Annotated in this window: 11 protein-coding genes and 1 pseudogene; 2 read left to right on the top strand and 10 right to left on the bottom strand. The window is 61.2% G+C overall.

Annotated elements, in window-relative coordinates:
• Positions 1 to 436: 436 nt before the first annotated feature.
• Together AC13HB_RS08970 and AC13HB_RS08965 are read right to left on the bottom strand one after the other, a co-directional pair.
• Positions 437 to 568, bottom strand: a pseudogene (locus AC13HB_RS08970) (transposase); the annotation flags it as partial.
• A 187-nt stretch (positions 569 to 755) separates the two neighbouring features.
• A complete protein-coding gene (locus AC13HB_RS08965) occupies positions 756 to 1,112 on the bottom strand; it encodes a hypothetical protein (protein WP_482949410.1) in 357 nt (118 codons plus the stop codon).
• A 267-nt stretch (positions 1,113 to 1,379) separates the two neighbouring features.
• On the opposite strand from AC13HB_RS08965, the gene AC13HB_RS08960 reads away from it, so the two are divergent.
• Entirely contained in the window at positions 1,380 to 2,060 is a 681-nt protein-coding gene (locus tag AC13HB_RS08960) for a transposase (RefSeq protein ID WP_482949409.1), read from the top strand.
• Between the two features lie 102 nt (positions 2,061 to 2,162).
• Here the strand turns inward: AC13HB_RS08960 and AC13HB_RS08955 are convergent, their stop codons facing one another.
• The 8 genes from AC13HB_RS08955 to AC13HB_RS08920 form a co-directional block, all read right to left on the bottom strand.
• Positions 2,163 to 2,528, bottom strand: a complete 366-nt coding sequence (locus AC13HB_RS08955; RefSeq protein WP_482949408.1) for a hypothetical protein — start codon at positions 2,526 to 2,528, stop codon at positions 2,163 to 2,165.
• A 292-nt stretch (positions 2,529 to 2,820) separates the two neighbouring features.
• Complete coding sequence (locus tag AC13HB_RS08950; protein ID WP_482949407.1) at positions 2,821 to 3,162, bottom strand: hypothetical protein; 342 nt, start codon at positions 3,160 to 3,162, stop codon at positions 2,821 to 2,823.
• A gap of 148 nt (positions 3,163 to 3,310) precedes the next feature.
• On the bottom strand, positions 3,311 to 4,360 hold the full coding sequence (locus AC13HB_RS08945) for a hypothetical protein (protein ID WP_482949406.1): 1,050 nt from the start codon (positions 4,358 to 4,360) through the stop codon (positions 3,311 to 3,313).
• Between the two features lie 148 nt (positions 4,361 to 4,508).
• The gene (locus AC13HB_RS08940; RefSeq protein WP_482949405.1) at positions 4,509 to 5,162 is read right to left on the bottom strand and encodes an exopolysaccharide biosynthesis protein; all 654 of its coding nucleotides are present in this window, start codon (positions 5,160 to 5,162) and stop codon (positions 4,509 to 4,511) included.
• 99 nt (positions 5,163 to 5,261) lie between these two features.
• Positions 5,262 to 6,320 (bottom strand): hypothetical protein, encoded by a 1,059-nt coding sequence (locus tag AC13HB_RS08935; protein WP_482949404.1) that lies wholly within the window; start codon positions 6,318 to 6,320, stop codon positions 5,262 to 5,264.
• A gap of 114 nt (positions 6,321 to 6,434) precedes the next feature.
• Positions 6,435 to 7,322: a hypothetical protein gene (locus AC13HB_RS08930; protein ID WP_482949403.1), complete on the bottom strand. Its 888-nt coding sequence runs from the start codon at positions 7,320 to 7,322 to the stop codon at positions 6,435 to 6,437.
• A 115-nt stretch (positions 7,323 to 7,437) separates the two neighbouring features.
• Positions 7,438 to 8,640 carry an energy transducer TonB gene (locus AC13HB_RS08925; protein WP_482949402.1) on the bottom strand — a complete coding sequence of 401 codons (1,203 nt, stop codon included), beginning with the start codon at positions 8,638 to 8,640 and terminating at the stop codon, positions 7,438 to 7,440.
• A 40-nt stretch (positions 8,641 to 8,680) separates the two neighbouring features.
• Positions 8,681 to 9,811 (bottom strand): hypothetical protein, encoded by a 1,131-nt coding sequence (locus tag AC13HB_RS08920; protein ID WP_482949401.1) that lies wholly within the window; start codon positions 9,809 to 9,811, stop codon positions 8,681 to 8,683.
• A gap of 98 nt (positions 9,812 to 9,909) precedes the next feature.
• On the opposite strand from AC13HB_RS08920, the gene trmFO reads away from it, so the two are divergent.
• A complete protein-coding gene (trmFO, locus tag AC13HB_RS08915) occupies positions 9,910 to 11,313 on the top strand; it encodes a methylenetetrahydrofolate--tRNA-(uracil(54)-C(5))-methyltransferase (FADH(2)-oxidizing) TrmFO (RefSeq protein WP_482949400.1) in 1,404 nt (467 codons plus the stop codon).

The raw sequence follows: 11,313 nt of genomic DNA, 5'->3' as shown, positions 1-11,313 counted from the left end.
GCCAGAAAGCCTCACCAAGCGCGGGCGCAGCCGGACCGGCCGCTCTCCGGCATCGCTGCTGGAGCGCGGACGGGAGCTCAGGGACAAGGCGGGTTAGGCGCGGGGCGCCGGTATAGGCGAGCGCGACGAACAAGGCCGTAGCTTGGACGAAGAAACGGGCACGGGCAGGCCGGCGCGCCGGCTGCGCTCAATTCACCCTTCATCGCTTGCCGGGATGTCGCCGCACGGGTCCAGCGCCGTCAAGGCCGCCGCCTTGGACGCTCGGCTTTATCCGAAAAGTGGTTCCCACTTTTCGGGCCTCGCTGCGGTGCCGCTTTGCGGGCATGCGCCTTGACGGCGCTGGACCCGTGCGGCCTGCTGGCTGTCATGAGATGTATGGAGGTGTCTGCGCGAGGCGCGGGAATTGGTGCGTGTCCCCGGTTTTCCGATGCGAGGCGCAGGCCGCGATCATGAGGTCGCGGTAAAGCGCATAGTCCGCATCGTCGAAGAAAGTCTGCTGACGCCGGTTTCCCCTTTGGGTGACATGATGGGGATCACCAGGAAGGACGATACGCGCCTGACGAGCCATAGACTCATGGTGACGCGACCCTGACGCGATTACAATCTATGCGGGTCTCTTCGGGCCGATAATGTTGTGTGGCCCTGTTTTCCACCCATGCCCCCTCCCGGGGCTGGAAGAAAAAGGGAGAGGTGAAGCTAGCGTGTAAATTCCACCTGTCCTTATTGCTTCCAGTTTTCGACTTCGACAGCAGAGCCTAATTCAATGAAATTATTTCACAAAATCCATCCAATTTATCGCAGTGGACTGTAATATTGGAAAATGGAGAGGAAACCACTTCCGCACCAAATTGCGCCTTTCGGCCAAAACCAATTGAGTAATAATCATCAATGTCAAATATTACAACCAAATAATCATCAATACTACACGAGTTACCGCACGACGAATCAACGACACGCCACGCATTCACTATCTGCGATACATGCTTACCATCAATCATTGGATAAAGCGACGCCACCTCACTCGACGCGCCACCTTCCGACACTTTGGCACTTAAATACCCACATAACGTTGCAGTAATAATTACAATAATATAACTCGCTATAATTTTCATTTCAAGTAACCTAATTAAATTCACTCACATGTCGACTTTACTATGTTTGTAGCGACATAGTTTATTCCTCCGTTGCGGATTAGATGCACCCCGATAGAAGAATATTCTAGATTACCAATACCGCCTGGCGCAATTGCATAACCATTTGGCCTTAGAAAAACGGTAGAAAAACGGGGACACCGTAGAGAAACCGGGGACACGTACCAGTTTTCGACCCAGTTTGCAATTTCCGATTGCATTTCAGCCTCGCTGAGCCAGCTTCCCTGTATGGCTCGCCAAGTCCGGATCGTTCTGCCCGGATTTCCGCATCATGTGACGCAGCGGGGCAATCGGCGCCAGCAGACTTTCTTCGAAGACGGGGACTATGCGCTCTATCGGGATTTGATGGCGACCGCCTGCACAGCACACGACGTGGGATGCTGGGCCTGGTGCCTCATGCCCAACCATGTCCACCTCATCCTGGAACCCGCCCGCCCGGAAAGCCTCGCGAACGCGGTCGGCCAAGCCCATCGCCGCTATACGCGCCATATTAATACCCGCGAGGGCTGGACGGGGTTTCTCTGGCAGGGGCGCTTCAGCTCGCGCGCCATGGATGAAGGCCACGCACTGGCTACGGTTCGCTATGTCGAGAACAATCCGGTCGCGGCGCGCCTGTGCGAAACCGCCGGGGACTGGCCCTGGTCGAGCGCGTGCTTTCACCTGACCGGCGAGCCGGACGGCCTCACCCGGCGCGCGCCCTGGCTCGACCGGATCGCCGACTGGCCGCGCTATCTGGCCGAGGGCACAAGCGCGAGGCAGGAGGCCCTGCTGGGCGATTTCGCACAGTCGGGATACCCGCTGGGATCGGACGCCTGGATCGATGCGCTGGAAACCAAATCCGGCCGCCGGCTCAGACCGGGCCAATCCGGACGCCCGAAACGGCGGAGCGGAAAGCCGCCGGATGATTAAATCGGTACGTGTCCCCAGTTTTCCATGATTAAATCGGTACGTCTCCCCGGTTTTCGCGGTTTTCCCGTTTTCCCGCGCTTAATCTGGTAGTACCGCCAAAGCTTATTCAAAATCATATTTCTCAATTTCGATTGGCCCCAACAAGGTCACAAACTCATCCGACAAAAATCGGACGTCATTCATTTCTATAAAAAACATAGATTTTACATCTGAAAAATTGACCGAATTAAATATTGTTTTTTCGCTCACATCAAATGGCGAAAGGGCATCATAAATATCAGAATCAAACCTGTCTCTTCCATAATCCGACAATCCATAGACCTCAAAACCTTCCGGACTTATGTGCTCATACCCGATACTTTGTTCAAATTTCGATGCTCCATTTGGGTGATTTGGATCATAATCAAAATAATCCCTTACCGACATTTCATTCAATACATTCGAATACCCTAGGTATATTTTTCTCATACCTACCTCGGTGTGTTAACGTGAGTTGGAAAAAGCGGAATATTTGGAATACTCCAACGATGTCCCAATTGAATTAATCCTGAATTCAACTCCGGAATTGATGCGCTATTGTCGATTAGCTGACCAAGTTCATTATGAAACGTGGTAGAACCATGCCCTCCATGGCGCCCAATTCTTCCTGTCATCGGATTCACCTGGCCTATTGGGGCTGAAACAAACCCCGCACTATAGACCCGGAGCGTGACCAGCCGCGATTACGACCATGTCCCGGTTATTCCCATACATTACATATTTACACCTTTAGCCAAAACAAAGGTCGATCCACTTTTTCACGCAAATAACTATAAGTCACACTTTTTTCTATGATTTCAATTTCGACAACTATTGGCTTCATGGCCTCATTACTCACAGCTTCCGAAACTTGCTCCAATGCAGCCTCGGCCTCTCCAGGCATTTCTACTAAATCCGAACGAAGCTCCTCGCTGATTTTGCCATTCACAAAGAAAGTCACCACCCAATCACAGGCCCTCTCCGATAGCCCAAAGGCAATGACCTGAACCGTTGTAACTCCCAGCAAGGATTGGAAAATCATAGTTTCCACCCAAGCCCAGTCTGTTAGCGTTGCCTTGCTCATAGCTCTACCCCGATATCGGCGCCCTAGGAACAATGCTCGGAAAAACAGGGACACACACCATTTTCCGCGCCATTGAAGCCCGGTCCGATCTTCATAATTTTAGATACCGGCCCGCTATTTCGCTATTGCGATTGCAGCGGCACGAGCCTCAGTCCCCGCCATCGCCGCCGCCATCACCACCCGCATCAGCGGTCGGCGCATCGGCCTCGACAGCGAGTTCGACCTCGGCGGCGGCGCCGTCCGCCTTCACCAGTCCCTTCGCCTCCACGCCGTCATACCAGCGGGCGATATAGGCGGAGACGCCGTAGGGCATGAGTTCCATGCTGACCAGGACGGCGAGAATGCCGGCGCCGCCGAGCCAGAGTTCCGGCGTCTGCAGATAGGCCGGGACATCGCTCCAGCTGGCGACCGGTATCTCGCCCTCCAGGCCCGGAACCCGCATGTCGATGCCGTCGCGGTTGAACAGGGTATAGACCTCGCCGCCCATCTGGATGATGTCGACGATGAGGCTGATCACCAGCGTGATCAGGAAGGCCGCGACGACATGCCAGAACACGCCCTTGGTCTGCGGCCAGGCGCTGAAGAGCTGGACCTTGCGTCGCAGGATGGTCGCGCCGGTGGCCGGTGTGAACTTGACGCTGATGAAGAGGATGCCGGCAAAGAGGATGACGATCATGGCGAGCGTCGCGAGATTGGCCCCGCCGGTTCCGAACTGCATGCCCTCTCCCGTCGAGATACCCGCGGAAAAACCGGCGGCATTCGTGCCCAGCGCCATGGCCGGCATGAGCGCGACCAGCATGACCGGGATCATGAGCAGGAGAAAGGCGATGATCCACCAGATGCCCAGCCCGATCAGGCGGAACTCGTCCGCTCCGATGCGGAAGGGAATGATCGCGGAGACGTCCTCGCGCACGAGGAGCCGCATCCAGGCGGCGCCGATCACGGCGTAGAAGAGCATGGCGGCGCCGAAGACGACGAGAAAAACCGTTCCGAACAGGGCAAAACTCGGTTCGGCGCCCTCGACCAGACCGACGAATTGCTGAAGCAGGATTTCGCCGTGAATGAGGCCGGCGAAAACCAGCCCGTAAACGAGTGCGAGCGTCCAGCCCATCAGCCAGATGGTGGAAAGCGGCTTGCGCCAGAAAACCACCAGAAGGAAGAAGGTCGCCTTGATGAAGTCGAAACGCGGTCTGTCCATAATGTCCCCCTCGACGAGACGGACCTGACCGCCTCCCGCCGGTCCGTCCCCACGGCCCGGCTCCCTTTCATTCTGCAGTTTCACGCAGATTCCCGCCCGGACAACCGGACAGTGTCGTGTGCGGCGATTTTGCCGGAAAGCGTGTCCCCTAGCCCACAATCAGCCAGACGGCCCAGAGCGAACTGGCCGAGGCGACCGCTCCGAGCACGAGGACGAGCCCGTCCCGCGCCGTCAGGCCGGCGGCCATGATGACGATGCCGAGCGCGGGTACGACCACGCCGCCGGGCACGATCGACGCAGCGAACATGGCCAGCGACATCAGCACGCAAAGAGCGGCGAACCCCATGCTCCAGGGCCAGGCGAACAGCAGGTCGAAGCGGGGTTCCACCACCTGGTCGACGCGGCGAAGCCAGGGCCGCGCCCAGTCTACGCCCTTGCGGAAAGCAGCCGCGTCGATGGTCATCCGGCGAACGCGCTGCGGCATCCACAGGCGGCGCGAATTGATCAGGAAATGCAGCGAGATGATCAGGGTCAGCGCCGACATGGCCCAGGTCACGCCGGGCAGCATGCCGATGATCGGCATGATCGAGATCAGGGTGGGCAGAAGCAGCAAGGGGCCGAAGGAGCGCCGCTCGAGCGCATCGAGGATCTCGCCGATACTCAGCGCCTCGTTATCGCCGCCCGTCGCAAGACCGTCGAACAGGGTTTCCAGGCGATGAGGCCTCGCCCCGCCGTCATCATGACGGTCGCGGGCTCCGGCATCCTCATCGGGGTCGAGACTGTCTTCCAGACGGAATTCCACGCCGAGCGTCCTTTCTGCCCCCGCATAGGCGGCCCCGGTGATTTCAGTCTAGCCCGGAGCCGCGTAATGCCAAAGCCCCGAGGGGCTGGGAGGAGAGGCTCAGCCTTCGCTGGGCGCCGCCCCCAGCGGGCTGTCCGAACCCAAGACCGGTGCGGCCTCGACAGCACCCCCGGCATCGTCGCCGCCGCGGAAACGTACGGCGTTATAGGCGCCGACGCTGTGGATCATGGCCTCGACCACGATCTGAACGGCATAGGCCATAACGCCGACCACGGTGAGCAGGATGATCGTGCCGGGCTGGGCCAGCTGGCTTCGCAGCAGGCTGAGGACTTCCTGTGCCGTCGGCTCGCTGCCGTATTCCGCCATCTCGACCAGGGGCTCGATAACCGGCAGGAGCGCGAAAACGCCGATCATCTGAAAGACGCCGCCAATGGTCGATCCGATCAGACCCGCCATGACGGCGACAACGATCAGCGACAGCAGCATCGGCCAGAACACGCCTTTCGTCGCGCCCCAGCTTTCGAAGAAACGGAAACGGCGATCCTGGAAACTCAGTCCGGCTGCCGAAGCGAGATGCACCATCACGAAAACTCCGGCCAAAATGACGGCGAAGACGAGCGCGACGGTCAGCAGCGCACCCAGAGCGCCGGCGCCGTCAGCGCCGGTCGTTTCGACAATCCCGATGGAGAAGCCGCCGACCAGGGCCACGGCCAGAATGCCGGCAAGGACGAGGCCGAAGCTCACAACGATGTAGAGGATGTTCACGCCGAGCAGACGGAACTCGTCGCTGCCGAGTCGGAACGGAATGACCGGTGCCACCTCGCCGCGCACCAGAAAGCGCAGCCAGGCGCCCTGGAACATCAGCGCGAATACCAGCGCCAGCGGTCCGAGGAGCGCGTAATAGGCCATTGCAGGACCGAGGCTTTCCAGGAGCATGACCCCGGCTTCCGCCTCCGTAATGGACGAGGTTTCCTCAAGGACGGCGATCTCGAAAATGCTGCCCCAGAACGGGAATAGCAGCCAGATCGCGGCGGCGGCGAGCGCGCCGCCGATCAGCATCTGACAAACGATGATCCAGATCGCCGCCGCCGGCTTGTCGCCGAAGCGTTTGAAGAAAAAGAAAATGGCATTGCCGATGTCGAATTCACGGGCGGTCATGTCGGCCCCCTCTTTGCCGCTGGATGACTCAGGAGCCCTTATCATGCGCTCATCACCCGGCGATGCCAGAGGGAAGCCCGGCGCCTGCGTCCCGCCCCGGCGGGGAAACCCGCCTCAGCCTTGGGCGGGCGCCTTCGTCCGGTTGCGGTACATATAGGCGTATAGACCTGAAAAGACGGGGATGTTGATCGCGGAGAACAGGCTCATCCAGAGCCCGTATTCGCGCATGAGGGCGATCCCCGGCAGCGCCGCACTCTCCGCATCGAGCAGGCCGGACACGTCGAACAGGCGCTCCCCGCGCACCTGGCTCACGAGTTCGTAGAGGCCGAGTTCCAGCAGGATCAGCGGCAGGCCGGCCAGCAGGAGAGCCGCCGCGATCCGCCAGCCGCTGCCGCCGGAGAGCGGCCAGGCCTTCATCACCTGGACCTTCTCCATCGCGATCGTCGCCGGCAGGGCCAGCGACAGGCGAGCCGCCATCCACAGCACGATGGCGCCGCAACCTATCCCGGCCATCACAACCGCGATCGTATCCGCCATGGACATCACGTTCACCGCCTGGGTCAGCTCCATGCCGGCGCTTTCCGGATCGATCCCGGATCGCTCCAGCGCGCCCATCGCAACCGTCCCGAAGATCGTGCCCCAGAACAGGAAGACCAGGGTGAAGACGATGATGAGCAGGAGCGAAACCAGCACGGAGGCGATGAAGACCCGCATCTCGTCGCGGCCGAGCTTCAGCCCCAGCCAGCCGGAATAGTCGCCCCGGATCGCCATCCGCAGCGCCGCAGCGGAAAGCGCCACGCTCGCAAACAACGCGATTAGCCAGACCAGCGGACCCAGCGCCGTTGTCACCCCTTCCGGCGCACCGCCCAGCAGCAGCCAGAGCTGAACCGCATAGGCTGCCGTATAAGGCAGGCCCGCCACGAGGATCGGGCGCCAATTGGCGATGAAGAAGGCATAGGCAGCCATAACGCTGCGCAGGACAGGCAATTTCGCGTCGGACATGAAGTCTCTCCGGAGTTCGGCACAGACATACCGCGCCGCGCCGCCGGATCAAGCGAAAGGGGCTGCGGCGTTCGGCTTCCGCCACGTTTTCGCAAAACTCCACCGGCCTGTTGGTCTAGTCTTCTTCGTCCGCCATTTCCTCGCGCGCCCAGGTGTCGCACGCCCTGCGCGACGGATAGGGACACATGGTGAAATCGAAGCGCGTCTCGATGCCATGCCGTACAACTGGCTCACCATCGAGTATCGCCGGTTCGTAACGCCAGCTACGCACCGCATCGAGGGCGGCATCATCGAAAATACCCTGCGGGGCGGAAATGATGACTTCGACATTCTCGGTCCGTCCGCGTTCATCCACGTCAAAGCCGACATAGACAACGCCGCCTACATTCGCGTAGGCCGCATTGATCGGATATTCAGGGTCCGCCCGATAGCTTGGTTGCGCATCGACATCGTAGGCGTCGGTGGGCCCGTCTTCAGTCGCAGAGGCCGGCGCGGGCCCCCAGCTCTCCGGCATACCGATCTCGCGAATGCGTGCCGAAACCACTTCACCTTCTTCCGCCCCCAGTTCACGAACAGTCATCCGTGTCCAGATACGGGCGCTCCGAAAGGCTTCCGAGGTCATGTCGATCTCGCTCCAGATCAACGCCGAGCGATGAAAGGCGATCGCCGCCTCGCTCCGCTCGCCCCAAAAAAAATGGTCGATGCCGGAGAGATAATAGGCGTCTGCGAGCGAATGCCGTGGCGCGCCCGGCGCGTTCTCGTATGCCTCGATCGCTGTGCGGGCATTTTCGCCAATGTTGGAAAACCGACCACTTATCGCACTCATTCGCGCCGACATATAATGGGCGTTCCCCGATAATAAGGGCGGTGCATCTTCCGCATCACGTAACGCGCGCACCGCTCGGCGGGCACACGAGCGGGCATCACGGATATCCTCGTTCGCATAAGCCGCCATCGAAGCCAGATACCAGCGATCGGCACGTTCGACAGCAGTTTCTCGGCTTCGGTCGCCGAGACGCGCGGCTTCCCGCAATGCCTCATGAGCTATCGAGAATTCGCCCATTCGCAGAGCGAGAGCCCCATAGTTCACTGCGAGCGTGCCAGTAATCGCGTTGTCAACGCGCGCTGCCTCTGCTTCCCGCCAGGCGGTTTCAGCTGCCGCGAGTGCCGCTGCATATTCCTGCTCCTCGACCGCCGCCTCATACGCCAGATAAGCCTGCGCCACCTCCTGCGGCAACGGCTCGTCCTGGGCCGAAGCGGCGCCGGCTGCGAGCCAGCTCGAGGTTGCGACGGTCAATGTAATCAGAATGGTTTTCATGGGCGACTTCCTCTGCGTCGGGCGTGCCGCGGCCTCGGGACTATTGGACCGAATGCAGCAACCGGAAGGTGACGGTGTAGGCTCCTAGCCGGTTGCCGGTCGGGGATGAAATGAAGGACACGCGCAGCACGCCGTCGGCAGGCGTAGCGTCGGTTTGGCAGGCCGGTATGAACGGCAGGGTCTCGACATAATCCGTTGCTGTTCGGGCGTAGAAAGCGCCGGTGCGGAAAGAGCTTTCCAGGTCTCCCCGTTCCGCATGCGCGCCATCGGACATCATCCGGAACGGCAGGCGCAGAACGCCCTGTTCCAGGCGCTCTGCCGCCCGCATCGGCACCTGCATCTCGTAATAGGGATAGGCAATCATCAGGCGACGCTCCAGCAGGTCGCACCAGCGCTGCGCCGTCACCGCGGAAAGATGTTCGGTACCCGCATCGGTCGCGCCGAGCCCCGTCGGCAGTATTTGCGTCAGCCCCGTCAACACCCCGTCGACCGCGTCGCGGCTGTCTCCTGGATGCGTCACGAGCCGCGCAACTACGCTTTCCGTGATAGCGAGCGCTTCCGGCCAGTCCTCCCGCGCGATGGCTTCCAGCTGGCGGTCGATGGCGAGATTGGCCGCCAGGATCGCATCCGTTTCGGTGGATGCTGCCGCGAATACCGCGTCGGCCTCGTCCCCGGCCGAAACCAGCCAGCGCGGATCGCGAATACTACCGAGCCATTCGAGCGCCGCTTCGCTGCGGACTTCCGCATCTACAGCATAATCGAGCGCATCGTTCAGAAGCGGCTCGAACGCGACGTAATTGCGTGTCGCCATGGCCGCGCGCAATCCGCGAACGCGGAGTTCGAAGACAAGCTCGGTATCGCCGGTCACTTGCGCGAGGCCGGCCACCGCGCGCGTCAGCCCGACCAGCCCTGCACCCCGATGCCGGTACTCGGCAACGGCCAGCGCATTCGCGCCCAATGTCAGCTGCAGCCCCGTTTCCAGCCCGGCCGAACGAGCGGCATGGAAGGCCGCTTCACCCGCAGTGCTCGCGGCCACATAGTCCTGCGCCTCAACCGCCGCCTCATAAGCCAGATAAGCCTGCGCCACCTCCTGCGGCAGCGGCTCGTCCTGGGCGGCAACGCCGGACGCCATAGCCAGAAATCCGCACAACGCAACCAGAGCATGCTTCATGGAATACTTCCCCCTCGTCGCGATATTTCCGGCAGGCGCCGCTCAGGTCAAGCCACCGCTGACCGGTACGGCTTGACTTGCCTGCGTGCGGGATCGATATGCCGCGCATGACAGATCAAGCGCTCAAACCCGTTCACGTCATCGGCGGCGGCATGGCCGGCTCCGAGGCCACCTGGCAGCTCGTCTCACAGGGCGTGCCCGTCATCCTGCACGAGATGCGGGGTGTCCGGGGCACGGATGCCCACAAGACGGACGGACTGGCCGAGCTGGTGTGCTCGAACTCCTTCCGCTCGGACGATGCGCAGACCAATGCGGTCGGCCTGCTGCACGAGGAGATGCGGCGGCTGGGCTCGATCATCATGGCCGAAGGCGACAAGAACCGCCTGCCGGCCGGTGGCGCGCTGGCTGTCGATCGCGACGCCTTTTCCGAGGCCGTGACGAAGACGCTCAGCGAGCATCCGCTGGTGACGATCGAGCGCGGCGAGATCGACGGTATTCCGCCGGAAGAGTGGGACAGCGTCATCATCGCGACCGGGCCCCTGACCTCGGACAAGCTGTCCGAGGCCATTCTCGACCTGACCGGCGAAGGCGAGCTGGCTTTCTTCGACGCCATCGCGCCGGTCATCCATCGCGAGAGTATCAATCTGGACAAGGCCTGGTTCCAGTCGCGCTACGACAAGGGCGAGACGGAGGCCGAGAAGAAGGCCTATCTCAACTGCCCGATGGACGCAGACCAGTACAACGCCTTTATCGACGCCCTCCTCGCCGCGCCCAAGACCGAGTTCAAGGAGTGGGAGGACACGCCCTATTTCGACGGCTGTCTGCCGATCGAGGTGATGGCGGAGCGCGGACGCGAAACGCTGCGTCACGGCCCGATGAAGCCGGTCGGCCTGACCAATCCGCACCAGCCGGACATCAAGGCGCACGCCATCGTGCAGCTGCGCCAGGACAATGCGCTGGGTACGCTGTTCAACATGGTCGGCTTCCAGACCAAGATGAAATACGGCGCCCAGACCGAGATCTTCCGCATGATCCCGGGCCTGGAGGAGGCGCAGTTTGCGCGCCTGGGCGGCATTCACCGCAATACTTTCATGAACTCCCCGCGCCTGCTGGACGACCAGCTGCGCCTGAAATCCCGGCCGCGCCTCCGTTTCGCCGGACAGCTGATCGGTGTCGAGGGCTATGTCGAGAGCGCTGCCATGGGGCTCCTGGCCGGCCGCTACGCCGCCGCCGAACGCCTCGGACGCCCGATCTCCGTGCCGCCGGAAACGACGGCCATGGGCGCTCTCATCGCGCATGTGACCGGCGGTCACCTCGATGCGGGCAAGGGCAGCTTCCAGCCGATGAACGTCAATTTCGGCCTCTTCCCGATGATGCAGGCGCCCTCCCGCGACGAGGAAGGCAACCGCATTCGCGGCAAGGCCAAGAGCGTGGCCAAGAAGAAGCTGATGTCGGCGCGCGCGCTCGAAGATCTGGCCGGATGGGCGGCGGCGGCGGGCTGA

This window comes from Maricaulis sp. B-26 (genome assembly GCF_056857855.1).
Note: the sequence above shows the minus strand (reverse complement) of the source record. Positions and strands in the feature narration are given on the sequence as shown.

Coding starts and splice junctions, on each gene's coding strand:
- AC13HB_RS08960 (WP_482949409.1), top strand. CDS start 1,380: ATGGCTCGCCAAGTCCGGATCGTTCTGCCCGGATTTCCGCATCATGTG.
- AC13HB_RS08965 (WP_482949410.1), bottom strand. CDS start 1,112: ATGAAAATTATAGCGAGTTATATTATTGTAATTATTACTGCAACGTTA.
- AC13HB_RS08920 (WP_482949401.1), bottom strand. CDS start 9,811: ATGAAGCATGCTCTGGTTGCGTTGTGCGGATTTCTGGCTATGGCGTCC.
- AC13HB_RS08955 (WP_482949408.1), bottom strand. CDS start 2,528: ATGAGAAAAATATACCTAGGGTATTCGAATGTATTGAATGAAATGTCG.
- AC13HB_RS08935 (WP_482949404.1), bottom strand. CDS start 6,320: ATGACCGCCCGTGAATTCGACATCGGCAATGCCATTTTCTTTTTCTTC.
- AC13HB_RS08945 (WP_482949406.1), bottom strand. CDS start 4,360: ATGGACAGACCGCGTTTCGACTTCATCAAGGCGACCTTCTTCCTTCTG.
- AC13HB_RS08950 (WP_482949407.1), bottom strand. CDS start 3,162: ATGAGCAAGGCAACGCTAACAGACTGGGCTTGGGTGGAAACTATGATT.
- AC13HB_RS08925 (WP_482949402.1), bottom strand. CDS start 8,640: ATGAAAACCATTCTGATTACATTGACCGTCGCAACCTCGAGCTGGCTC.
- trmFO (WP_482949400.1), top strand. CDS start 9,910: ATGCCGCGCATGACAGATCAAGCGCTCAAACCCGTTCACGTCATCGGC.
- AC13HB_RS08930 (WP_482949403.1), bottom strand. CDS start 7,322: ATGTCCGACGCGAAATTGCCTGTCCTGCGCAGCGTTATGGCTGCCTAT.